Raw genomic sequence first — 23,310 nt, 5'->3', positions numbered from 1 at the left:
CCTTCAGTAACTAAAATAATAGCATTTTAACCGCTATAAAACTATTCATTACACTGACTTTCTTCTTATAATAGAGTAGTATAATATTAAATTAATCTAGCAGGAGGTAATTTTATGGAAATGAAACATGAAGACGGTCGTTTCTTTTTTGAAGACAACGATAAAATGATTGGGGAAATTACATACTCCACCGTTAAAGATGGTGTCATTTCACTCGACCATACTTTTGTCAGTGATGACTATCGTGGTCAAGGATTGGCTGGCAAGCTTCTCAACGCTGCCTTGGATTTTGCGGATTTAAAAAATCTCAAAATTGTGCCAGTATGCGAATATTCAAAAGCTGCTTTTGAGAGAAAACCAGAGATCAGATTTTTGTTGACAGAAAATTACCAAGAGCTTTTAAAGGGGGAAAAATAGTTGGATCAAAATGAATTAAAGCAGGCCGTTGGTATTAAGTCTGTTGACTTTATCAAAAGTAATAGTGTTGTAGGACTTGGTACTGGCTCCACAGTTTATTATATGATTGAAGAACTCGGAAAGAGATATCAGGCTGGCGAGATCAAAAATATCGTCGCTGTAACCACTTCTTCGCGCTCTGAAAAGCAAGCTAAGTCACTCGGAATCCCAACCAAGGATCTTAATGATGTTGACCATATCGACTTAACGATTGATGGTGCCGATCAAATCGACAAGAACTATCAAGGTATCAAAGGTGGCGGTGCTGCTCACTTGCTTGAAAAGATGGTCGCAACTAATTCCACCAAAAATATTTGGATCGTCGATCAATCAAAACTGGCTGACACCTTAGGAAGCTTCCCATTGCCACTTGAAGTTATTCCTTTTGGTTGTGAAAAGACCTTTGAAGATCTCCAAAGAGAAGACCTTCATCCTGAATTTCGTTTAGACGACGATGGCAAACGCATTTTGACACACAATAAAAATTACGTCATTGACCTAAAAATGGGGGAAATTACTCACCCTCACCTATTGGCCGAATGGTTAGATCATCAAGTTGGAATAGTTGCACACGGACTATTTCTTGATATAGTTAATACTATTATCGTCGGTTATGAGGATGGACCAAAAGTAATCGATAATATCAGATAGAGGAGAGAATTGTATGACTAAAGAAATCACATCATCAGAATTAGATAATTTTAAAAACGCTTTTGAAAACACACCAGGTTCTTCAGCAATTAAAAACGCTGTTGCTAACAATGGCCTGTTCAAATCAAGTGAAACAATTGCATCTAAAGTTGCTATGGACCCTACCTTCTCAGTTGAAATCGATACTGGTAAAGTTGCCGACCAAAAACAATCTGGATTATGCTGGGTTTTCGCAGCTCTAAATACAATGAGACACCCTGTTCAAGATAACTTTAAGATCAAGGGCTTTGAACTTTCACAAGGTTACATGCTTTTCTGGGATAAGTTAGAAAAATCTAACTACTTCTTCGAAAATGTTATCAACACAGCTGCCCTACCAACTGGCGACCGTAAAGTCGACTTCCTAATGGAAACACCTCAACAAGATGGTGGTCAATGGGATATGGTTATGGCACTTGTTCAAAAATATGGTGTTGTTCCTAAGGCCGTAATGCCAGATACATTCAGTCGTACAAACTCATCTGAACTAAATAATGTCCTTAACAAGAAATTACGTAAGGATGCTATCATCTTGCGCAACCTGGTTAACGATAATAAATCTGAAGAAGATATCGAACGTAAGAAAAATGAATTACTAAGTGAAATCTATAAAATTTTAGTTTACACAGTTGGCGTTCCTCCTACAAAATTTGACTGGGCTTACCGTGATGATGATAAGAACTATCACAAAGAAACAGGCATCACACCTCAAGAATTCTTCAAAAAATATGTCGGCTGGGATTTAGACAGTTATATTTCAACAATCAATGCTCCAACAGCTGACAAGCCTTACAACCACGTTTACACAGTTGAAATGCTTGGTAACGTAATTGGCGGACGTCAGGTACGTCACTTGAACCTTGAAATCAATGACTTCAAGAAATTAGCTGTAAAACAACTTCAAGCTGGCGAAACAGTTTGGTTCGGTAGTGATGTTGGTCAAAGTTCAGATCGTAAGATTGGTATCATGGATACAAATATCTATGACCTTGAAGGCCTATTAAACACCGACTTGAAGATGACAAAAGCAGAACGCCTTGACTACATCGAAAGTATGATGACACATGCAATGGTTATTACCGGCGTTGATTTAGACGAAAACGGCAACCCATTGAAGTGGAAAGTTGAAAACTCATGGGGTGAAAAAGTCGGAACCAAAGGTTACTTTGTAATGAGCGACTCATGGTTCGACGAATTCGTTTACCAACTAGTTATCAACAAGAAGTACCTATCAGATGATCTCAAGAATACCTTTGAAACAGAATCAAAAGAGCCAAAAGTATTGGCACCATGGGATCCAATGGGAGCATTAGCTTAAAAAAGAGAGTGGAGACAGGCCTGGGAATTTCCGAGCATTTGCTTAACTCCACGAATTATCCGCGTATTTTGCGGATGGTTTGGGAAGTTAGGCAAAGCGGAAGAAATTGGCCTGTGCAACTCGTTTGAATAAGAGAGTGGAGACAGGACGGCCAGCTTCCGAGCCACTTCCTATTTAAAAATACAATTATCAAAAAGTCACAAATTACAATAACCTGCAGTGGTCGGTAATTTGTGACTTTTTCTATACTCTATTTACTAAACTGCAAGTCGAAAGGCGAAAATTTATTTAAATAATCAGAAGTCACTATTTTATGGTCACTATTTTATTGTTCCTACCACCAAAGAAATAAACTGGTCGGAAGATCTAAGAGTATTCAATTACTACGCGGAACGGCATTTATAATAAGGCAAAAAAATCACCACTGCACTATAATGATAATAATATCTAATAAGGGAGTTGTTTCTATGAAAAATAACCAATTTGCAATTCGTCCAACAGAATTTAAGAATCAATTAATAGAACTCACCGAAATCGGTTTTCTCGATAAGGATAATGAAACAGAAACCAATCCCCTGCAACTTTGGATCAGCTTTTTAAGCAAGAGTTTTTTAGAAGATAAAACTTCATCAACTTTTGAAGAGACTCTAAAGACTTATATGGCAACAGACGACCAGGACTTGAGTGAATACATCGACTCAGCCACCCATGTTTCAGTCGCGGCTTTCTATAATGTTGCTTTACAACTGCTCAGGTTTAATCCCGATGTGGACTTTTCATTCACTGATCCTTTAGCAGCAATGGATAAAATTCAATTGCTGGTTGCTGACCATAACGGCGATTCATTCACCATTGATGAGTTGAAATCTGCTTGGTATTGGTTATTGGCAACTCACAATAAGATGGGACAAACTTACCTTGACTCACTTGCTTCTAAAGGCTACTTCACTAAATTTTACGGTAAGATCACTAAACCAATGCTCTTCAATGGTAAAACATTACCTGTCTTCAATCCTCATAAATTAATTCGTGAAGTCGTCTATGTGGAATCTCCACAAGACAGCGACCATGATGGCAAACGTGACCTACTAATGGCTGAAATATTACGTCCTAGTGAAACTGAAAAAGGTTTGAAAGTCCCAGTACTCTATACCGCTAGTCCTTACAATCAAGGAACTAATGATGAAACCGGTGAAAAACTAACTCACAATGTCAACGTATCTTTGACACACAAACAACCAAATAATCTTCAATATTCAGACATTGAATACAAAGACAATGAGCAGCCTATCCCAGCACCAAGAAAAATCGATGGCGAAACTAAGAAAGCTGAGCAGGACTTCTCCAGAGAAAGTTCTTACACTTTAAATGACTACTTCTTAGCTCGTGGTTTTGCTGTCGTCTACATGGCTGGTATCGGTACTAAGGATTCGGACGGTTTCAGAACTACCGGTGATCCTGACGAAACCATTTCAACAGTTGCCATAATTAAGTGGCTGACTGGTCAATTGCCTGCTTTTACTAATCGGACCGATAATATCAGAATTAAAGCTTGGTGGTCGAATCAAAAAGTTGCTATGACCGGTCGTTCATATCTTGGGACATTGGCAACTGCAGCCGCAACTACCGGTGTCTCTGGTCTAAAGACTGTTATCAGTGAAGCTGCCATTTCTAACTGGTATGATTACTATCGTGATGGCGGCCTAGTTATCGCTCCTGGAGGCTTCCCTGGTGAGGATGCGGATGTCTTGGCAGAAGAAACTTTCAGTCGTCGTTTACAACCCGGTGATTTCCACAATATCAAGTCACAATGGAACAACCAAATTGAAGAAATTCAAAAAGGTGAAGATCGGACAACCGGGGATTACAATACTTTCTGGGATGCTCGTAATTATCACAAAGATTTCAAAAATATCAAAGCAGATGTCTTTATGGTCCATGGTTTAAACGACTGGAATGTTAAGCCTCGAAACGTTGAGCGTCTCTGGAACGGCATTAAGCATAACGGCGTTACGCAAAAGATTATTTTGCATCGGGGACAACATATTTACATCAACGCCTTTCGTTCTATCGACTATAACGATATCATCAACCTCTGGCTGACCCATGAATTACTTGGAATCGACAATCAGGCCAAAGAAATCATCCCTGATGTTATCATTCAAGACAACACAAAAGTTGAACAATGGAACGCCTATAAAGACTGGTCTAGTGCTGAAAATGAGCACATTAAATATAATTTATCAGCTGATAAATTAGTTACTGAATCAGTCTCTGAATCAACTCAATCATTTAAAGATCAACTAGAACAATCGATTTTTGATAACTACACTAAGCATAACGATACTTGGGAACATGATTTGATTGCTGCCGATAAAAAGCTTGCCGATAATCAACTAATTTATAAAACAGAATCTTTAACAAATGATTTAACAATTGATGGTAAAGTCAACGTACAACTCAAGGTCAGTTCCAGTGAAAATATTGGGCTCTTGAGTTTCCAATTAATTGATTACGGCGAGGCCAAACGTTTAACTGTTTCACCAACGTTATTATCCAAAAATGGTTTAGCTGGAACTTACGATTGGCGTGAGGATGACCTGCGTGAATTCACATACGACCAACCTACGCCGTTCAAGATGATCACAAAAGGTCACATTAATTTACAAAATCGTGAAAACAGCTATAAAATTGATGAACTAAAACCAAATATTTTCTATAATATTGATGTTGAGCTTCAACCAACATTTTACAAATTACTAAAGGGACATCAATTAGGTTTGATCGTCTACGCAACAGATTTTGGCATGACCGTTCGTGGTAATCAAAATATCAAATATACAGTTCAGGCCAATGATTCTTCATTAGTCGTTCCAATACATACGAATTAATACCAACTACGATTAATTGCTGTGATATATAGCGAAAATCACTAGACCAAAATTAAGTGGTTTCATACTAGCAATTCTAATGTTATAATCGCCGTTGAACTGTTTATTTTTGGAGATTATTTATATGGAAAAGACACAACTAAATTCATTAAAGAATAACCCCCATTCAAAGAAGAGTGTTGCAGGATTCCTAATTGCTTTAGGAATCGTTTATGGAGACATTGGTACTTCGCCTCTATATGTTATGCACTCTTTAATGGTTGGGAACGGTGGACTGGAAAAAATGTCCACTGATTTTATTCTAGGCAGTGTTTCATTAATATTTTGGACACTGACTTTAGTCACGACAATTAAGTACGTTTTAATTGCTTTACGTGCTGATAACCGTGGTGAAGGTGGTATTTTCGCCCTCTACACTTTGGTTAGAAAGCGTGCTAAGTGGCTGATTATTCCGGCTATGGTTGGTGGGGCAACTTTCTTAGCCGACGGTATGATGACACCTGCTGTTACTGTCACTGCCGCAATCGAAGGTCTGAAGGGCATCGCCATTCACAATACCGTTTTGATTGGAAATCAGAATCAAGTAATCATTGTTACACTGATTATTTTGTCGACCCTCTTCTTTATCCAAAGATTTGGTACTCAATTAATCGGTAGAGCCTTTGGTCCTATCATGTTAGTTTGGTTCACATTCCTTGGTTTAATGGGAATCATCAATCTATCATCCGATTGGTCAATGCTTCGTGCTTTGAACCCATATTATGCTTTTGCATTGCTCAGAAGCCCAATCAATATTCGTGGTATCTTCATTCTTGGTAGTATTTTCCTTGCTACCACTGGTGCTGAAGCCCTCTATTCTGATATGGGCCACGTTGGTCGACCAAATATTTATACTAGTTGGCCATTCGTTAAAATTTGCTTATTGCTAAGTTATTTAGGACAAGCAGCCTGGCTTTCAAGCGTTAAAGATAATCACATGCTTCAAAACATGGGTTCAGCAATGAATCCTTTCTACCAATCTATTCCAGCTGATTTCAGACTCTTCGGAATCTTCCTGTCAGCCATGGCCGCCATCATCGCTTCTCAAGCCTTGATCTCTGGTTCTTACACATTAGTATCTGAAGCTACCAAATTGAAGATCTTCCCAAGATTGAAAACTTATTATCCAACTAATTTCAAAGGTCAACTTTATATTCCAACAGTTAACTCAATTATCTGGATTGTTTGTTTGTTCATCGTCTTCTATTTCAAAACTTCCGAAAACATGTCAAATGCCTATGGTCTAGAAATTACTATTACAATGTTAATGACAACAATCTTGCTCCATCAATGGTTGTTGATGAAACGTGCTAATCGATTCTTTACGACAGTTATTATCAGTTTCTTCTTTATCATTGAAAGTATTTTCTTCGTAACCAACAGTAGTAAGTTCATTCACGGTGCCTACATTACTATGTTTATTGCCGCCTTACTTATTGCTGTTATGTTCATTTGGAGATATGGTGAAAGACTCAAGGATGACAATACCTTCCGGAGTCACTTCGTTTCACTGTTAGCTTTCAAACATCAACTAAATGATTTGAGAAAAGATCCAAGTTACCCACTTTATACAACTAACTTGGTTTACCTAACTAAGATTCACGATGGCTACCGTATCAAGAAGAATATCCTTTATTCAATTCTTGATAAGCGTCCAAAACGTGCTCAAGTCTACTGGTTTGTAACTGTAAATGTTACTGATGAACCATATACAGCTGCTTATAGCGTTGAAACTTTCGATACTGACTACATGGTCAGCGTTCAACTTTATTTAGGATTCAGAGTTGATCAAAAGGTCAATGTTTACTTACGTCAAGTCGTTAACGATATGATGTCTAACGGCGAGATCAAGCCACAGCCACAGAAATATACAACCATTCCTGATCGTGACGTTGGTGACTTCTCATTTGTTATCATCAAAGAAGTCCTTTCACCGGACACTAAGATCAGTAGTTTAAAGAAGAGTGTTATTCACATGCGCTTCTTCTTACAAAAATTCATCTCTCCTGCTAACTGGTTCGGACTTTCCTACAGCGATGTAGTCGAAGAACGTGTACCTTTAGTACTTGGAAAAGTTTCACTCAACCGTTTACGTTTAGTCAGAAAAGATCGTTCAGCTTTGAAAGATATTAAAGTCGACGAAGAAATTGATGATGATGACGAAGATTAGAAATTGGCTTGCGGAACTCGTTTTAGAACCATTGCATATATAAATAAAATAAGAGCAGATAATCAGTTTTCCCTGATTATCTGCTCTTTTATTTTCTCAACCTGAAGGTTGAAAGGTGAAAATGTGATATAAACATTGCTGTTCCAGTCCTAAATTCAATTTATTCACCGATTTAGTTAGATGGCAAGAGATCACAGTTGAACATTATTATTATTAAAAAACTAGTTGGAAGAGCTGAAAGTATTCATTTGCCGCGAAAGTGGTGTAAGGACTTTAGTCCTTACACCACCGGGCGTGTTGGAGACTTACCGTTTTTTGGTAAGGCTTCAACCGAGATTCGAGACCGCTTTTTGGCTCGAAGCGTACCGCGCAGCATATGAATGCTTTCAGCTCTGGAAACGGCATAACTCATCAAACTTTCAACCTTTAGTTCTCAACCGAAAATTAAACATAAACTAACCATTCACATCTGCAAAATCTGTACCGTTTTCTGATTCAACTTAGAAGTAATGAAGTCAACCACCCATTCAACATCCTTTTCAGGAGCACCTGATTTCAGCAGATTCCAAGATAAGTCCAAGGCAACATCGTGCCCGTTATCTAATTTCAAAATAATATAATGTGGTAACACCTTATCGGCCTTTTTATTAACAACCAAAGAGTAGGATATGATATCTTCAAACGAAACTGATTCCTGCTTTTTCCAATAGGTAAAAAGATAGCCTTTATTCGTTTCGTCCACGTATTGTAATCGTAGTATGATACTGCCCCGTCGTTAACCTTCCAACATCCATACAAGCTTGGTAAATAGCGTGGATAAACAATTGTACTTTGAATTAAAAATGCTACTGTTCCCAGTACAATACCAGCGGTTATATCATTATCAGCCAAGATATACGTAAAACTTCCAATTGCTGCACCAAGAACCAAACTGTTAAATAAGGGTTTCCAATTTAACTTTCTTGCAAAGCTCTTTTCCATCTTCATCGCCTACTTTTTCAGTTGCTAATTTTTATTATTAACAACTTTATAAGATTTAAACTAAAAATAGCTTCTATTCACACTTTTAGCAACGATCTGGCTCAATAATAGACGTCTTGTCAGTTCTAAGTGTCTGATTTCATTCCTCCATAAATTAGCGTTTATAATTCACATCAATCAATAATACATATTTTTTTATTGATTGATATTTGTGGAAAGAAGGTGTGAATCTTATGTACACCTATATTCAAATTATCGACAAGGATTCTAAAGTATTTAAAGGTTATGTCTTCTATAATATTGAAAACGAGCAACTATCAATGACAATCGTTAGAGGTATGAAAGCTCTACACCGTATCAATATCCCATTCTCTAAAATTGTTGACTTACAGATTAATAAATTCTATGGCGAGGATCGTATCAGTTTTATATATCAGGGTAAAAAGTACTCCTTTCTTTACACTGGATATGGTGAAGAACAGTACCTTGAACAACACCTACTTAAAACTATGAAGGCATAGATTTTGGACATTAAACATTATTATCATTACAAATGTCGCTTAAACGCGCGACAAACTTAAATTTTCAGTTTAAACCAAATAGACGCTGTAATCCAAAGCTGGATTACAGCGTCTATTTAGGTTAACAATCGAAAGTCGACCGTATTTTGGCTCACTCTTTATTCCTTATGCCTAATTTAAATTCGATATTAACTCAATTCACTTGAGGTTATCAAAATTTGCGTTGTCAGCTCGTTTTATCTATTTGACCGTCCAACTCTAGCTTATCGAATAATCCTGTCTGACAAGTGATTTTTTAACCATTAATCTATATTGACGATTCAGAACTTAAATATTTTTGAATTCCAAAGGCTACACCATCGTGATCATTGTCGTTGGTAATAAACTTTGCATAATCTTTTACTCCGGGCAAGGCATTGTCCATAACAATTGGTGTCCCTACTTGTTCAAGCATAACTAGGTCATTATAGCCATCTCCAAACGCTGCCATATCTTCCTTAGTCAAATTCTCTAAATCCTGTATATATCTGATACCACGCGACTTCTTAGCCAGTCTATGAGTGATTTCAAGGTAATTCTCGGCGGACTGAGTTACAGTCACATCACCTGAATTTAAGTGTTCAAGTTTTTCATTCATTGCTTTCATTTCCTGTAAATCGAACGAAATTAACATGATTTTGAAAACTTTTAGGCCATCCTGTTTCAGTAAAGAAACAAAATCAGTAACAATTGGTTCAAAATCACATGTTTGAGCCTCATATTCGATACCCTTATCGATTTTTTCAACATACCAATTGTCCAAATCATACAACGAGCAGCTAACATCAGGAAATTCTTGCCTCAATATCGTTAATACTTGGCTTATTCCATCCACACTAATTGGCTCTGATTGGAGAATTCTTTTCCCCTGAGCAGTTTTTTGAAAAATAAGACCGCCATTGAAAGCAATTTGTGGCTCATGTAAATCAAGTTTATCAATGGTTTCAATCATCTCTCTTGGTGATCGTGCTGAAACTAATGTAAAAGGAATCTGACTGTCCTTAATTACCTTAACGTTCTTTTCACTGATTTTACAATTACTTTGTAACAGGGTTCCATCCATATCGGAAAAAATGTGTTTTATCATAATACGCTATCCTCTGTGTCATTTTAGTTAATAATTGTCGAACTGGTTCTATACAAATTAACTTTTTCTTAAGCAATACCCTTGCTATGAAACGCGTTCTATAACCTACTCTAGAGGCGAATTAAGAAAAGGACGTGAAAATCATGTTTGCATACATTCAAGTTATTGATCAAAAATTAGGTATTAGTTATGGATACGTTAGTTTCAAATTCTCCAATCACAATCTCTATATCTCATCTCTAAAAGGAGTTGTCAACATTGACAAGATTACAGTTCCTGTTTCAGAAATAAAAAATATTACTGAAGACTCATATTATGGTTGGAACAGAATCAAATTTAATTATAATGGAAAGCGCTTTATTTTTCTATATAGTGGCTATGGTGAATTCGATTATTTGAAGGATAATATGCTTGAGGCTGCCTCTGATAATCAATAGTATATAGTCCGTCTGCTATGAGGAAAACCAAGTCTCAAAAGTCGTACGTGGTGTATTTAAGGCCCTAACTCCACATGCACTGCATACTGACTTCAAGCTTATTGGACGTGCAATCAGTTTAGATACGCTACCAAACATTAACTAAAAAAATGCAGCAATCCTTTTTGTGGGATTACTGCATTTTTTCTCTATATGTTGAAGATTGAAAAGTGAAAAATTTATATAACCATGTTATTACAGCCATAGACTAATTTATTCAAATAATCATAAGTCTAAATTTTATTGTTCCTGACCCTCAAAAATAAACTAGTTGGAAGAGCTGAGAGTATTCATTTGCAGCGAAAGTGGCGTTAGGACTTTAGTCCTTACACCACCGGACGTGTTGAAGACTCGCTGTTTTTGCGAGGCTTCAACCGAGGTTCGAGACCGCTCTTTGGCTCGGGCCGTTCCGCGCAGCAATTGAATACTCTCAGCTCTGGAAACGGCATACTTAACCAACCTTTAAACCTTTAAATATTTATGCGAATGATGTAGCCACACTACCTACTACAATTAATACGATTCCTAAGATAGTAAACTTCAATTCACGGCTACTCTTTTGTTCATGTAGGACGAAGATCCCACCAAATGTTCCAATCACTACGTTCAATTGCGTCCAGATAAATGCCGATGTATTACCGTTGGCTTTGGCTGAGAAGATGTACGCAAATGCCGCAATTCCCCAAGCAACCCCGGCAATCATATTTTGATATTGTTGCTTCTGTTTAAATGAATTTTTATCTGTAAATAAAGCGTAAATGATTGATCCTAGTAAAATTCCTAACATTTCTGGTAGAAAGATACCTGTTGGACTTTCAGCCTTAACAATTGGCATATTTGGAAATGAAGAATAGATCCAAAATCCAACTGTTGTACATAATAGAAAGAGTGCATCCTTAGTCTGCATCTTTTGTCCATCGGTGCTATCTGAAACTGACGTCAATAAAGCACCGATAACAACGATAGCTAAAGCGATGATACCAATAACTTTGGCATGTACTCCGGACCAATCACCAAAAATCAACATTCCGATAACTGAGTTACCAACTAATTGAAAAACTGTTGATAGTGGAACTGTTCCTGAAACGCCGATACGCTTGAAAGAAATGAACTGACCGATTTGACCGATCGTCCATAAGGCACCACAGAGAACTGAGAACCAAAAAGCTTGAGCACTAACACTTGGTTGTGTAACTAGATAAGAGATCAAACCAACAACGGTTGCACCAGCACCAATTCCGAACATTTGGTTGACTGGAGATCCCCCAACTTTACCAGTAATGATTGGCATGAAGCCCCAACCAAGCGCTGGAATTAACGCAATTAAAATATTCATTATGAAACTCCTTCTTGTTTTAAACTGAATATTAGTAATAATTATTTTTTTAATGTGGTATATCTGATTTGCATAAAGAACTACTTGTTTCTCATAATTCAATCTCTACTACTCATGATTAAACGAACATTATTACAATCAAATTGTCTGAATAAGTACTTTTGGCACTAAAAAAATGTCATAACTTATCTAGACCATTTAAATAGTTTAACGCATTATTTTCAAAAAGAAAGCATTTTCTTTTAAAAAAGTAAAAAAAATGAAAGTGCATTCAAAGTCTCTTTCGACTTGAATACATCTTTCATTTATTTTCAAAAATAATTATTTTTCTGTGCGATTACTGCTAATAATATTAAAATTTTTATCAAATTCGTAAATCAATGGTTTACCATTTGCAACTTCAATTCCGTCTATGTCCTTGTCGCTGATTCCCTCAATATACTTGATCAAAGCCCTGATAGTACTACCGTGAGCAACAATTAATTGATTCTTATTGTCCAACAATTCCGGGGCAACATGATCAACATAATACGGAATGATCCGTTGATAAGCTTCATATAAACTTTCAGCAACCGGCATAATACTAGACTCATAATATTTGTAAGGACCAACATTAGGATCTGGTTTGGACAATTCTGGGGGAACAGAATAGAAACTTCTACGCCACAGATGAACTTGTTCAACACCGAATTCACGTCTAGTAGCATCCTTATTTTGACCTCGTAAGGCTCCATAATGACGTTCATTTAAGCGCCAAGACTTAGTGATTGGCACGTAGTTAAGATTCAAATCATCTTGAATAATATAAGCTGTGATGATAGCCCTTTGCAAAACAGATGTGTGTACATGATCAAAATAAAAACCTTGCAACTTTTTAGCGGCCACGTGTGCTTGGACGATGCCCTCTTGAGTTAAACCAACATTATTCCACCCCGTATATTGATTTAAAGCATTAGCAATACTCTCTCCATGCCTTACCATGACAAGTTTTACCATATTACGACATTCCCAACTTTCATATAGAATTACCTTCTAATACTAGCACAATTCTACATTCTTATTAATCAATCAACGAATTATCCAATCCTCTTGAACACTCAGCCTGCAAAGTTACATGCGTTATATTGAACTTGTCTTTTAACAACTTATCGACTTGATCATAAAGTCCATCTAATTCGGCCATATTACAATTTCTCTTAACATTAATATGTGCATCCAACATGATGTGATTTTCATCTATCATCCATAAGTGTACGTGATGAACTTTGACGATTTCAGGTATTGTCAAAATTGCGGCCTGAACGGCGTCCAAATCAATTTTGGGACTTGCCTCCATCAGGATATTAATCGTTTCAGAAACAACCGTATAAGCTTCTTTTAAGAGCCAAATAGCGATTAGAATGGTTATGATTGGGTCGACCCAATTCCAATTGAACAGAATTACAAAGATTGAGGCAATAAAAACACCGACTGAAGACAATGTATCTGTCAACATATGTAAAAAAGTCGCTTTGATATTTAAATTATGCTTCGATCCGCCCAATAGCATCAGCATTGAAATAAAATTAGCTGCTAGTCCGATCAAAGAAACAATCATCATCAATTTACCATTGATATGTTGCGGTTGCGATAATCGTCTAAAGGATTCAAAAACCATCATTAACGTTATCACGACTAGAACAATTGAATTAACGAATGCTGCTAAAATTTCAGCTCGTTTGTATCCAAAAGTTTTTTTAGTATTATTCTTGCGCTTGCCAATAACGTTAGCTGCGTATGAAATTACAATTGACAGTGAATCTTCCAAATTGTGGAATGCATCAGAGATCAATCCTAAGCTTCCCGAAAAGAAGCCTCCAACAAATTCTGTAATAGTAATCAATACATTCAGCACAGTTACGTAAAAGAAACGCTTACCCGTTACTTTTTCATGATCCATAACATCGCCACCTCGTGTCTATCATACCAATATTTCTACAAATGTGCCGTCTCCAGATTCAAGAAATTCTCAATCCACTTATAATTGATAACCGATTAAATAATTGATTCAACACTTCTCGAACCTACCGCCTAAATTCTTAACAATTTAAGATTGGAAAGAGCATACTTCTTTCAACCTTAAGTTAAGGTCAAAAAAAAAGACTGAAACTAAAAAGTTTCATCCTTTTCCAACGATATATTTTTATCCTTTATTTAGCTGTTAGCTTAGCAACAACTTTAATGGGATGAGCTACATCAATGATATCAGAGAATCTGTTCGTTACATAATCTCTCATACCGTCACGGGCTTCTTTCTTAGAAACGTTGTGACAAATGCGCTTCTTAGCAATTGTTTGGCCTTCCTTGCTAAAGAAATTACAAGTAACTTCATAATCGCCATGATTACCAAAAAACAACATCATTGGACCCCCTTCTACAAAAAATAACTATCTCATTAACTTCGACCAGATATTTATACCACTTTTTTAAAGTCAGTTCAACACCGTAATTTGAAATTTCTTTTTTAAAGAAAAACTAAGCATTTTTTAGTTAATTAATTTCGACTAACTAATTATGATATTATGGTCTTAACGAATTATTTGCAGGGGAGTAACATTATGAAAAGGCAAAACGGCAATAGTAGATCTCGCATGACTCGTGAAGCACTCCGTCGGAAAAGATCGCCATTTTATAAGAAAAAGTCTTTTATCATTCCACTTATTCTGGTCATTATTATAGTAATTGGTATATTCACTTTTTGGAAGATCAATAGTTCCAATAATACTAATTCTACGCAATCTTCTCACAAGGTTGAAAAGGTCACATCTAAAAAATCCACTAAAAAAAAGACAACCAAAAAGGCCAAAAAGAACGCGGCTCAAAAGGTTACTAAAGAACAGCCCGCCCAAAAGGTTGAAAAACAACCTGAGCAAAAACAAACAGCTCCACAAATAAAAAATCCAGGAACTTACAGTGATTTAACTTACGATACTGATTGGTATACATTCAAAATTTCAAATGAAGTTAAGTTAATTAAAGATGCCAATGGTGATGCTGCTTTGATGGTCAAATATAATTACACCAATAAAACTAACAATAATGAAGTACCTCAACAAGTTCAAAACAATGCCATTATGTTGAAACAAGATGGTAAACAATTATCTGCTACAACTGCTACAGGCGACAATGCAGCTATTATTAATAGTAGTAACAATGGTCAAGTTCAAGCAGGAAAGAATTTTGATGGTGCACTTTTAGTTAAAGTTAACAGCACGACCTCAGAAGTCACAATGTACTTTAAGAATATTCAAACTAATGATTGGCTCGATAGTACACAACCTTTGAAACTCGATTAAATATTTGTATCACTTTTTCACCTTTCGATCTTCAGTTATTGAAATCACAAAAAAATAAGTTGTATCACACTTAAGGAATCCAATAAATTAGGTGTGATACAACTTATTTTTTTTAGTTTTAATACTTATTCCTCAGCTTCTTTTACCGTATAGTCTCGTAATTGAATATTAGCGATGAACAATGCAATCAATAAAAATACGACCGTTACATATAGTGAAGCCATTGAAAATGTCGTATGACTCATTTGTGCAACCATCTTGTCTGAAAACATTGGAAACATATCGCGTAAAGCATGCAAAGCAATCACAATACTCAAATTATGTGTTTTAATATAAATCGTCCCAAAAAGAATTCCAATTGCGGCCGCAAAAATTACTTGAGCTGAAACGTATCCAATAGGCAACGCTTTTAAGTTCATCATATGAATCAATCCAAACATAATACTGGAACCAATCACCGCACCCAAGGCGTTATTATGCGTTAATTTTAAGAATAATCCAATCAATACTCCTCGAAAAATGTATTCCTCGGCCAACCCAACTAACAAACAAATAATGATAACTTCAAACTTAACTTTAAAATCAGGCACAGCCAACATCGGCGAATCCAAAAGAGCAACAATAATTATAGCTGGTACAGCTGTTGCTAACTGAGCACTGGCTTTATGACTATTGAACCAATGAATCTTCTGTCGAAAATATTTAGCGTTCAACAGATAGGCCACCAAAAATACTGCTAGATCACCGATTGCTTGCAGAATACTCGTGGAAGATTTGTTAGTAACCAAAAATCCCATGATAGTCATAACGAATGGAAAAATCAAACTAGCAATGATAATTTTGGTAATATTATTTTTTAATAAATTCATAAAAGCTCCTTTTCCTAACGCTATACGTTTTCCTATTAAACAATACCTTTTCTATCTAAATGTTGAAAGTTTAGTTAAGTATGCCATTTCCAGAGCTGAACAAGAATAACCTGCTCAGCTGAAAATACTAAATAAACTACTTTGTTAACAAAGAATTAGATTCATTTAACTGTCTTTGCTAGTTAAAGTATATCGAATGATACGTTTTCATCAAAGCCAATTTGAACATTTAGCTTTAATGAAAACGTATTTTTTGATTAAGTATTTTTAAAAATATTTATAAATATTTTCTTGACATGAAACGCGTTCGATAAAGTATTCTTTTACTGTTGAGATACGAATTTAGTAAATAACACGCATGATCCTCTTTTACCGAGTTTACCCTTCAAATTGTATTTCACATAATTTATTTGTTTGTTAAAAGCCCATGATATGGGCTTTTTTGCTAAAAAAAAGAAACAAATTCCAAAGAATTCATTCCTAAATTTATGAATTATATTTTTGAATTAATTAATTCAACAACATTTTTAATATCGGTAGGTGTGGTCGGAATGCCAGAAGAATTCCAGGCAAAGCTCAATTTAACATTTCGTTGATTCGTTTGAATAATCAGATAATGAATCTTTCGTGTTAAAGGCTTGTTTAACGCTCCTCCAAGTGAAGATTGCGTATTCATGATAGATTGACCATCAACGACCACAAAGGCCTTAATAGACGAATATGGCACATCAACAACCCTACCTGATGATGGCGAAAAAATTGCTTGAACCTTCTTATTCCAGGTTCCATAGTCATAGTAGCGAATCCCGTGATCATCGACTTTCCAATAACCATAATACTTGGTCAGATACTTCGGATAAATCAGCAAACTATCAAACGCAAATCCCAACAAACCCATTACAATTCCAATGAGCGGATACATTGGAAATATCGAATAGAAAATAGTCGCCAAAATTATTCCAAAAAAGATACTGATCAATAATGGTTCAAAATTGATTTTTTTAGCAAAGCTCAATTCTTTTTCCATTTAAATCACCTTATTTTTGCTCTATGAGTACTCTAAAAATAATACATAACGACCATTTTGCAAAAAATAAAGTCCTCAAATATCCTAAATGTCTTATTCGAGAAATCTAATATTTTCAATTCTGAAGATATCCTACTACCACCAAAAGTATGAAATATTTCAAGACAGTTTACGATAGTTAACAATAATACAAAAAAAACGCAAATAAAAAAGAAGTCATTTTTCCCCTGAAAATTTTCCAAGTGAAAAACAACTCCTGTTATAACTCCAAATGTAATTTATTTAAATAATCAAAAGTCTTTATTATCCCTGCCATTAAAAAAATAAACTAGTTGGAAGAGCTGAGAGTATTCATTTGCATCGAAAGTGGCGTTAGAGCTTTAGCTCTTACACCACCGGGCGTGTTGAAAACTCGCGGGTTTTGCGAGGCTTCAATCGAGGTTCGAGACGAGGCTGCTGAAAAACTCCTGAATTTTTAATTTAAAAAAATCAATTCCCATAAAACAGTTATTATTGAGTACAAAAGTGGGTGGAATTACCCAAAATGGTGCTTCAAATAAAACGAAAATGGTGGATTAAATTTCTCTAATTTAGTTTTTCAGCAGCCTCGTTCGAGACCGTACTTTGGCTCGGGCCGTTCCGCGCAGCAATTGAATACTCTCAGCTCTGGAAACGGCACTACTTAACTAAACTTTCAACCTTTAAACAATTTACTTTTTAGACTTTTTAGATTTCTTATTAGGATTTCTAGTAAAGGCACGCTTTACAACCTGGAAGAATCCGAGTGAACGTACGATATGGTCCGGTTTAATATAAACTCGGATAGCTCGCAAAACTTTCTTAGGATCTCTTGCTGAAAATGAGAACGTCCCATTCTTCTTTGTTTCGATCGCAAAACGAGGAATCCACTTACCACCGAAAATAATTGACACGATCACCAAACGAACTTCAGTCCAAGGAATTTGGATATAGTTACTAGCATCACGGTCATCATAAAATTCGAAACCTTTGTCTCCAACCATGATCTTACCGTAATCTGCCATTCCTAAGTGAGAAGTTGCATTCATGACCAAATCCGACTTCGTATTTAATGATTGAACCATTTAAACTAACCCCTTTATCTCTATTTATAAAAGTATTATACGTCTTTATTTACTATCAAAAAAGAGGCGGAACTCTTTTGAGTCCACCCCATAAGTGAAAGTTTCGAATAATTACATAATGTGAAGTACGTGTAGTACAACACCGACAACGAACAATCCAAGAATAATAACAATTGGAGAAACTTTCTTCTTTAGTAACCACATACAGAACAATGTTAGTAGCAATGCTGCTAAACCAGGGATCAATTGATCCAAGTTATCTTGCAATGTTGTTACTTTATTAGTAGTCAATGATAGACCCGCTTGTTGTTGAATCAAGGCTTCCTTGATTCCTTGTGCACCAGCTGGAATATGTGACCAGTCGATAAAGGCACCTTTATCAAGTTTAACTGATGAAACTGTTGGTGTGAACTTAACAACAACCCAACGGTTGATCAATGAACCCAAGATGAACATACCCAGAATTGAAGCACCCTTTGTGATATCTTGTAGAATACCACCAGATAGGTCATCTGTAATCTTTGAACCAGCTTTGTAGCCAAGTTCTTGTGTGTACCACATGAAGGCCATACGAATGGCATTCCATGCTACGAAGTAAATGATAGGTCCCATAATGTTACCTGTCATAGCAAGTGAAGCAGCTAGAGCACCAATGATTGGCTTAACAGTGAACCAGAACACAGGATCACCAATACCAGCCAAAGGACCCATCATACCAACTTTAACACCTTGAATAGTTACATCATCAATAGGTGCACCATTAGCACGTTCTTCTTCCAAAGCCATAGTAACACCAAGAATAGGTGAAGCTAGGTATGGGTGACAGTTGAAGAATTCCATGTGACGCTTCAAAGCTGCAGCACGGTCTTCTTTTGTCTTATATAATCTTTTTAGTACTGGAATCAATGAATAAGTCCAGCCACCATTTTGCATACGTTCGTAATTCCATGAACCTTGAAGGAATGTTGAACGCCACCAAACGGAAATTCTATCTTTTTTAGAAATCTTTACTTGATCTGCCATGTTTGTGTGTTCCTCCCTCTTAGTAGTTATCTATTATATCGCCGACTGGGTCACCAGTGTTAGAGTTTCCTCCATCACCGTTGCCACCATTACCACCTGATTTAGATAATTTCAAGTAGATTAAGGCAATAGAAATACCGATAGCACCAAGACCGATAAGTGTTAATTGTGTAACTGTAGCAAGTACGAAACCAATTGCGAAGAATGGCCATACTTCTCTAGTAGCCATCATATTGATAACCATAGCGTAACCAACAGCAACAACCATACCACCACCGATTGACAAACCATCTGACAACCAAGCAGGCATAGCATTCAATAGTTCCTTAACGGGACCAGCACCAATTGCTAAGATCAATGCAGCAGGGATAGCAATACGGATACCTTGCATTGCAATAGCGATATATTGCCACATTTCAATCTTTCCAAAACTACCTTCTTCGGCAGCTCTATCCATGATGTGGACAATACCAGTTGCTAATGTACGTGCCAAAATTGTTAGTAGTAATCCGGCAACAGCCAAAGGAACAGCAATAGCAATAGCTGAACCAACACCGGCCTTACCTTTACCACCAAGAACAAGAATAATAGCTGAAGCAACAGCTGCCAAAGCAGCATCAGGTGCAACGGCAGCACCGATATTTGACCAACCTAAGGCGATCATTTGTAATGAACCACCTAAGATAAGACAAGGTAATAATTGACCTGTAACTAAGCCGATTAATGTACAAGCGATAACTGGTTGGTGAAAATGGAATTCATCCAAAATACCTTCCATACCAGCTAAGAAAGATACAATAACGACTAAAATCATTTGAATAGCATTCAATTGCATGATTATAATCCTCCGTGTTATTTCTTACATATATGTGTGAATAAAATTAATTTTCTTTGTTCAATTCTGCTTGAGCTTTTTTCATAATGTTATCGAGATCATCTTCTGAGTCTGTAGGAACTTTACGAACATCAAACTTGATGCCTTCTTTTTCCATAGCCTTATAAGTATCGATATCGTTTTGATCAAAAGCCAAAACTTTGTTTGGTTGAACTTTACCAACTGAATGAGCCATTGAACCAACATTAATTGTTGTCAATGGAACTCCCCCGTCAATTGCCTTCTTAACATCTTGTGGTGTTTCGAAGAGCAATAGTGCACGTTCAGCACCAAAGTGCTTGTCATCTTTTGCAATCTTGATCATTTGGTCGATTGGGACAACGTGAGCATGAACACCAACTGGTGCAGCTTGCATAATCAATTGTTTACGCAAATCATCCTTAGCAACATTATCTGAAACAACAATGATACGAGTAGGATTTGTTGACTTACTCCATGCAGTAGCGACTTGACCATGCAATAAACGTGAATCAACACGAGCCAATACATATTTCATTGGTCCTGGTTGACCACCTACAGGTCCTTGTTTTGGTGCAGCAGCCTTAGGAGCTTCCTTTGGTTGTAGTGATTCTGGACGAACCTTCACACCATCTTTTGCTGTTTCAATAATATGAGCAGCAATTTCGTGTGCTGAGTTCATCGATAGACGTGAAGCATATGCTTCAATCAGCATAGGCAAGTTAAGTCCAGCAACAATAGCCCACTTGTCCTTATGTGCCTCGAACAAACCATTTACTTGGTTAAATGGTGTTCCACCCCATAAATCAACTAGGAACAATACTTGTTCTTGGTCTTCTAGAGAAGAAACAGCTTCTTCCAATTTTGCCTTTAGGTCATCAGGACCCATGCTAGGTTGCAATGTAACGGACTGAACATCTTTTTGTTCACCGAAAATCATTGAACCTGACATCTTGATGCCATCGGCAAAGTCACCATGGCTTGCAATAACAATTCCAACCATGTTTAATCCTCCTTTATTTTTATGTCATTAAAGCGCTTACTTTGACCACCCATTTCAGGTCAATACTGACAATAAAAATAGAATAATTTCTAAATAAACCGCTTTAATAGAGCTCACCCTTCATGTGAACCCTTACATAATATCATTTTTTCAGAAAAAAAACACCTCTTTTAACAAAAAGAACCAAATTAAAACAAATATAAACTTTTAAGATAAATATTTTAATTCATTTTTCAGATTTCTGGTTCCTCTATAGTAGCTTCCATATCAATATGTTTGAAAAATAGGTATTATTTAGTCAAAGCAAAATGAACTGTTTTTCCTTTAATTATTGACCCTTTGTGATGTTTGAAAGTTATCATTATTTTTCATCGTTTTCATTTAAAAGCCGGTCTAGTCCCCATCATATCAACATTTTCAATTTACTTTAAAAAGATGATATATTTATGTTAGATTTATTTCACATGTTACATATATGTAACAGCTTGTTACTTATGTTTACGAGGATTTTTTGTTTGAGAAATATACTGTCGAATAAATCACTATTTACTGAAACTGGTAGTTACCAATTTGTATAGTCCATTTTTAGTTAAAAAAAATCTTAAAATTTCTTAAAGGAGTCAAAATGACTAAAAAAGATCTGAGATATCAAAAAACCAATGAGTTACTTCAAATAACTTTGATTGATTTATTGCAAACCCAAACTTTCGAAAAAATTACTGTTAATGACCTTTGTCAACAATCCCTAATTGGACGAAGTACCTTTTATCACCACTACGACGATAAATACGAATTATTGAATCAAATGATCACAGATCTTAGTCAAAAATTTCAAGAACTTATTAATAGAAGAAACACACAACTAAATGATGATTCACTGCTCATTTATTTATACAAAGAATTATTCGATCAACGCCAAACCTTTCTCACATTATTAGACCTCAAATCAACTACTAACGACCTGGCTACTCAGATCCAACAAATTTTAAAAAATGCGAGTCTGGATTTAATAGAAAAATTACCATCAAATTTACCTATAGATTTTCTAACCGATATCTATGCAATTAATGCCCTGACTGCTATTACTTGGACATTAAAAAACGGCTATTCCAAAGAGGTAGCCGCTTTTATGAATGATTCTTTAAAAAAACTAATACTCTAATTCAATTATTTGCTGTTCAACCTCTGGATCGTGATTAGCAATCGCAGCAACACAGGCAGGATGATAAGCCATTTCTCTAGTCCATCCCAATGAAGTCACTGCTTGATTTCGATTGACGCAGATTCCCGGCGTTAACATTTTCCCCCAAGACATTTCTGAATAACCTGTATCAGCTGCTAATAAAACATATTTTCCATCTTTACCACGAATCAAAGTTGATGTTAAACCACTTGAATGTCCGGGTGTATAAATTTGTACAACACTGCCATCACCAAACAAATCGAAAGATTTATTAAAGGGTCCTATTTTACTTTGATTAAAATCAAAAGTCTCCACATTCACGCCAGCCCATTCGTGAGGCAAATAAACTAAGGATAATTTATTGGCGGCTTGCCATTCGTCACTAGAAACCAAAATTTTTTTGGCATCCTTAATTAATTTCATCCCACTAGCATGATCACAATGCAGATGACTCATCAAAACATAATCCAGGTCGGTCGGCTGATATCCCAAAGCATCCAATCTTTCATCTACAGCCCACCCTGCTGGTAAGTAACCTTTATTGACTTGCATTTGAGGTCCTAATTCTTTCCAATTGCTTTGTCGAATAGTTTTATTCCAACCAGTATCTATCAAAATCAATCCTTTTGGATGTTCAATTAAATAACTGGAAACTGGCACAGTCACTTGATTGACTTCGCTTCTGAATAGCCCAGTAAAAGCCATGGGATTACGATATAAACCATGGTATGGCAAAGCTCTATCAACTTTGACTAGTCCTGTGTGTAAAACATGTATTTTTATTTTCGCAGACATAAAAAAACCTCCAGTTATTTATCTTGATTACAGATATATCATAACTTGAGATTTAGTTTATTTATAGAATCAATTTGAGACAATGTGTCTCATAAGATACATTATTCTGGATTTT

Annotated in this window: 22 protein-coding genes; 9 read left to right on the top strand and 13 right to left on the bottom strand. The window is 36.1% G+C overall.

Translation table 11 applies throughout. The features are described from left to right. Positions 1 to 114 precede the first annotated feature (114 nt). The 5 genes from FFM71_RS05415 to FFM71_RS05395 all read left to right on the top strand — a co-directional run bounded on the left by FFM71_RS05415 (position 115) and on the right by FFM71_RS05395 (position 7,564). Entirely contained in the window at positions 115 to 417 is a 303-nt protein-coding gene (locus FFM71_RS05415; protein ID WP_137611156.1) for a GNAT family N-acetyltransferase, read from the top strand. Then, positions 418 to 1,107 carry a ribose-5-phosphate isomerase RpiA gene (gene rpiA, locus FFM71_RS05410; RefSeq protein ID WP_137611155.1) on the top strand — a complete coding sequence of 230 codons (690 nt, stop codon included), beginning with the start codon at positions 418 to 420 and terminating at the stop codon, positions 1,105 to 1,107. A gap of 13 nt (positions 1,108 to 1,120) precedes the next feature. Further along, positions 1,121 to 2,464 carry a C1 family peptidase gene (locus FFM71_RS05405; RefSeq protein ID WP_137611154.1) on the top strand — a complete coding sequence of 448 codons (1,344 nt, stop codon included), beginning with the start codon at positions 1,121 to 1,123 and terminating at the stop codon, positions 2,462 to 2,464. A gap of 467 nt (positions 2,465 to 2,931) precedes the next feature. Beyond that, entirely contained in the window at positions 2,932 to 5,355 is a 2,424-nt protein-coding gene (locus FFM71_RS05400; RefSeq protein ID WP_137611153.1) for a Xaa-Pro dipeptidyl-peptidase, read from the top strand. A gap of 124 nt (positions 5,356 to 5,479) precedes the next feature. Further along, positions 5,480 to 7,564 (top strand): KUP/HAK/KT family potassium transporter, encoded by a 2,085-nt coding sequence (locus FFM71_RS05395; RefSeq protein ID WP_137611152.1) that lies wholly within the window; start codon positions 5,480 to 5,482, stop codon positions 7,562 to 7,564. 463 nt (positions 7,565 to 8,027) lie between these two features. On the opposite strand, the gene FFM71_RS05390 is transcribed toward FFM71_RS05395, so the two are convergent. Then, positions 8,028 to 8,306: a hypothetical protein gene (locus tag FFM71_RS05390; RefSeq protein WP_137611151.1), complete on the bottom strand. Its 279-nt coding sequence runs from the start codon at positions 8,304 to 8,306 to the stop codon at positions 8,028 to 8,030. A gap of 472 nt (positions 8,307 to 8,778) precedes the next feature. Here FFM71_RS05390 and FFM71_RS05385 point away from each other — a divergent pair, with 472 nt between their 5' ends. Continuing rightward, entirely contained in the window at positions 8,779 to 9,066 is a 288-nt protein-coding gene (locus FFM71_RS05385; protein ID WP_137611150.1) for a hypothetical protein, read from the top strand. A gap of 307 nt (positions 9,067 to 9,373) precedes the next feature. On the opposite strand, the gene FFM71_RS05380 is transcribed toward FFM71_RS05385, so the two are convergent. Next, entirely contained in the window at positions 9,374 to 10,192 is an 819-nt protein-coding gene (locus tag FFM71_RS05380; RefSeq protein WP_137611149.1) for an HAD family hydrolase, read from the bottom strand. Between the two features lie 143 nt (positions 10,193 to 10,335). Here FFM71_RS05380 and FFM71_RS05375 point away from each other — a divergent pair, with 143 nt between their 5' ends. Next, positions 10,336 to 10,629 (top strand): hypothetical protein, encoded by a 294-nt coding sequence (locus FFM71_RS05375; protein ID WP_137611148.1) that lies wholly within the window; start codon positions 10,336 to 10,338, stop codon positions 10,627 to 10,629. Between the two features lie 517 nt (positions 10,630 to 11,146). On the opposite strand, the gene FFM71_RS05370 is transcribed toward FFM71_RS05375, so the two are convergent. The 4 genes from FFM71_RS05370 to FFM71_RS05355 all read right to left on the bottom strand — a co-directional run bounded on the left by FFM71_RS05370 (position 11,147) and on the right by FFM71_RS05355 (position 14,406). Then, positions 11,147 to 12,004 (bottom strand): GRP family sugar transporter, encoded by an 858-nt coding sequence (locus FFM71_RS05370; protein ID WP_137611147.1) that lies wholly within the window; start codon positions 12,002 to 12,004, stop codon positions 11,147 to 11,149. A gap of 321 nt (positions 12,005 to 12,325) precedes the next feature. Continuing rightward, the gene (locus FFM71_RS05365) at positions 12,326 to 13,000 is read right to left on the bottom strand and encodes a 2,3-bisphosphoglycerate-dependent phosphoglycerate mutase (RefSeq protein WP_137611146.1); all 675 of its coding nucleotides are present in this window, start codon (positions 12,998 to 13,000) and stop codon (positions 12,326 to 12,328) included. 64 nt (positions 13,001 to 13,064) lie between these two features. After that, complete coding sequence (locus FFM71_RS05360) at positions 13,065 to 13,943, bottom strand: cation diffusion facilitator family transporter (RefSeq protein WP_137611145.1); 879 nt, start codon at positions 13,941 to 13,943, stop codon at positions 13,065 to 13,067. A 250-nt stretch (positions 13,944 to 14,193) separates the two neighbouring features. Then, entirely contained in the window at positions 14,194 to 14,406 is a 213-nt protein-coding gene (locus tag FFM71_RS05355) for a hypothetical protein (protein ID WP_223876480.1), read from the bottom strand. Positions 14,407 to 14,601: 195 nt separating this feature from the next. On the opposite strand from FFM71_RS05355, the gene FFM71_RS05350 reads away from it, so the two are divergent. Beyond that, the gene (locus FFM71_RS05350; RefSeq protein WP_171000478.1) at positions 14,602 to 15,339 is read left to right on the top strand and encodes a DUF5067 domain-containing protein; all 738 of its coding nucleotides are present in this window, start codon (positions 14,602 to 14,604) and stop codon (positions 15,337 to 15,339) included. A 125-nt stretch (positions 15,340 to 15,464) separates the two neighbouring features. Here FFM71_RS05350 and FFM71_RS05345 read toward each other — a convergent pair whose 3' ends face one another. The 6 genes from FFM71_RS05345 to FFM71_RS05320 form a co-directional block, all read right to left on the bottom strand. Continuing rightward, complete coding sequence (locus FFM71_RS05345; protein ID WP_137611143.1) at positions 15,465 to 16,208, bottom strand: CPBP family intramembrane glutamic endopeptidase; 744 nt, start codon at positions 16,206 to 16,208, stop codon at positions 15,465 to 15,467. A gap of 493 nt (positions 16,209 to 16,701) precedes the next feature. Beyond that, complete coding sequence (locus tag FFM71_RS05340) at positions 16,702 to 17,235, bottom strand: hypothetical protein (protein ID WP_137611142.1); 534 nt, start codon at positions 17,233 to 17,235, stop codon at positions 16,702 to 16,704. 710 nt (positions 17,236 to 17,945) lie between these two features. Continuing rightward, the gene (locus FFM71_RS05335) at positions 17,946 to 18,338 is read right to left on the bottom strand and encodes a DUF956 family protein (protein ID WP_137611141.1); all 393 of its coding nucleotides are present in this window, start codon (positions 18,336 to 18,338) and stop codon (positions 17,946 to 17,948) included. Between the two features lie 111 nt (positions 18,339 to 18,449). Beyond that, entirely contained in the window at positions 18,450 to 19,361 is a 912-nt protein-coding gene (locus tag FFM71_RS05330) for a PTS system mannose/fructose/sorbose family transporter subunit IID (RefSeq protein WP_137611140.1), read from the bottom strand. A 19-nt stretch (positions 19,362 to 19,380) separates the two neighbouring features. Beyond that, entirely contained in the window at positions 19,381 to 20,196 is an 816-nt protein-coding gene (locus tag FFM71_RS05325) for a PTS mannose/fructose/sorbose transporter subunit IIC (protein WP_137611139.1), read from the bottom strand. Between the two features lie 46 nt (positions 20,197 to 20,242). After that, positions 20,243 to 21,217 carry a PTS sugar transporter subunit IIB gene (locus tag FFM71_RS05320; RefSeq protein WP_137611138.1) on the bottom strand — a complete coding sequence of 325 codons (975 nt, stop codon included), beginning with the start codon at positions 21,215 to 21,217 and terminating at the stop codon, positions 20,243 to 20,245. 625 nt (positions 21,218 to 21,842) lie between these two features. On the opposite strand from FFM71_RS05320, the gene FFM71_RS05315 reads away from it, so the two are divergent. Beyond that, positions 21,843 to 22,379, top strand: a complete 537-nt coding sequence (locus FFM71_RS05315; RefSeq protein WP_137611137.1) for a TetR/AcrR family transcriptional regulator — start codon at positions 21,843 to 21,845, stop codon at positions 22,377 to 22,379. Here the strand turns inward: FFM71_RS05315 and FFM71_RS05310 are convergent. Then, positions 22,368 to 23,195 carry an N-acyl homoserine lactonase family protein gene (locus FFM71_RS05310; protein WP_137611136.1) on the bottom strand — a complete coding sequence of 276 codons (828 nt, stop codon included), beginning with the start codon at positions 23,193 to 23,195 and terminating at the stop codon, positions 22,368 to 22,370. The two genes, FFM71_RS05315 and FFM71_RS05310, sit on opposite strands and share 12 nt — an antisense overlap. Positions 23,196 to 23,310 lie beyond the last annotated feature (115 nt).

Origin of the sequence: Companilactobacillus huachuanensis (genome assembly GCF_005404815.1) — a bacterium.
GTDB classification, from domain to species: domain Bacteria; phylum Bacillota; class Bacilli; order Lactobacillales; family Lactobacillaceae; genus Companilactobacillus; species Companilactobacillus huachuanensis.
Note: the sequence above shows the minus strand (reverse complement) of the source record. Positions and strands in the feature narration are given on the sequence as shown.

What these genes read in the sequence shown, in the direction of transcription:
- FFM71_RS05370 (WP_137611147.1), bottom strand. Translation starts at nt 12,004, where the DNA reads ATGAATATTTTAATTGCGTTAATTCCAGCGCTTGGTTGGGGCTTCATG.
- FFM71_RS05405 (WP_137611154.1), top strand. Translation starts at nt 1,121, where the DNA reads ATGACTAAAGAAATCACATCATCAGAATTAGATAATTTTAAAAACGCT.
- FFM71_RS05315 (WP_137611137.1), top strand. Translation starts at nt 21,843, where the DNA reads ATGACTAAAAAAGATCTGAGATATCAAAAAACCAATGAGTTACTTCAA.
- FFM71_RS05320 (WP_137611138.1), bottom strand. Translation starts at nt 21,217, where the DNA reads ATGGTTGGAATTGTTATTGCAAGCCATGGTGACTTTGCCGATGGCATC.
- FFM71_RS05380 (WP_137611149.1), bottom strand. Translation starts at nt 10,192, where the DNA reads ATGATAAAACACATTTTTTCCGATATGGATGGAACCCTGTTACAAAGT.
- FFM71_RS05330 (WP_137611140.1), bottom strand. Translation starts at nt 19,361, where the DNA reads ATGGCAGATCAAGTAAAGATTTCTAAAAAAGATAGAATTTCCGTTTGG.
- FFM71_RS05375 (WP_137611148.1), top strand. Translation starts at nt 10,336, where the DNA reads ATGTTTGCATACATTCAAGTTATTGATCAAAAATTAGGTATTAGTTAT.
- FFM71_RS05365 (WP_137611146.1), bottom strand. Translation starts at nt 13,000, where the DNA reads ATGGTAAAACTTGTCATGGTAAGGCATGGAGAGAGTATTGCTAATGCT.
- FFM71_RS05400 (WP_137611153.1), top strand. Translation starts at nt 2,932, where the DNA reads ATGAAAAATAACCAATTTGCAATTCGTCCAACAGAATTTAAGAATCAA.
- FFM71_RS05360 (WP_137611145.1), bottom strand. Translation starts at nt 13,943, where the DNA reads ATGGATCATGAAAAAGTAACGGGTAAGCGTTTCTTTTACGTAACTGTG.
- FFM71_RS05350 (WP_171000478.1), top strand. Translation starts at nt 14,602, where the DNA reads ATGAAAAGGCAAAACGGCAATAGTAGATCTCGCATGACTCGTGAAGCA.
- FFM71_RS05335 (WP_137611141.1), bottom strand. Translation starts at nt 18,338, where the DNA reads ATGGTTCAATCATTAAATACGAAGTCGGATTTGGTCATGAATGCAACT.
- FFM71_RS05415 (WP_137611156.1), top strand. Translation starts at nt 115, where the DNA reads ATGGAAATGAAACATGAAGACGGTCGTTTCTTTTTTGAAGACAACGAT.
- FFM71_RS05310 (WP_137611136.1), bottom strand. Translation starts at nt 23,195, where the DNA reads ATGTCTGCGAAAATAAAAATACATGTTTTACACACAGGACTAGTCAAA.
- FFM71_RS05355 (WP_223876480.1), bottom strand. Translation starts at nt 14,406, where the DNA reads ATGATGTTGTTTTTTGGTAATCATGGCGATTATGAAGTTACTTGTAAT.
- FFM71_RS05325 (WP_137611139.1), bottom strand. Translation starts at nt 20,196, where the DNA reads ATGCAATTGAATGCTATTCAAATGATTTTAGTCGTTATTGTATCTTTC.
- FFM71_RS05395 (WP_137611152.1), top strand. Translation starts at nt 5,480, where the DNA reads ATGGAAAAGACACAACTAAATTCATTAAAGAATAACCCCCATTCAAAG.
- FFM71_RS05385 (WP_137611150.1), top strand. Translation starts at nt 8,779, where the DNA reads ATGTACACCTATATTCAAATTATCGACAAGGATTCTAAAGTATTTAAA.
- FFM71_RS05345 (WP_137611143.1), bottom strand. Translation starts at nt 16,208, where the DNA reads ATGAATTTATTAAAAAATAATATTACCAAAATTATCATTGCTAGTTTG.
- FFM71_RS05340 (WP_137611142.1), bottom strand. Translation starts at nt 17,235, where the DNA reads ATGGAAAAAGAATTGAGCTTTGCTAAAAAAATCAATTTTGAACCATTA.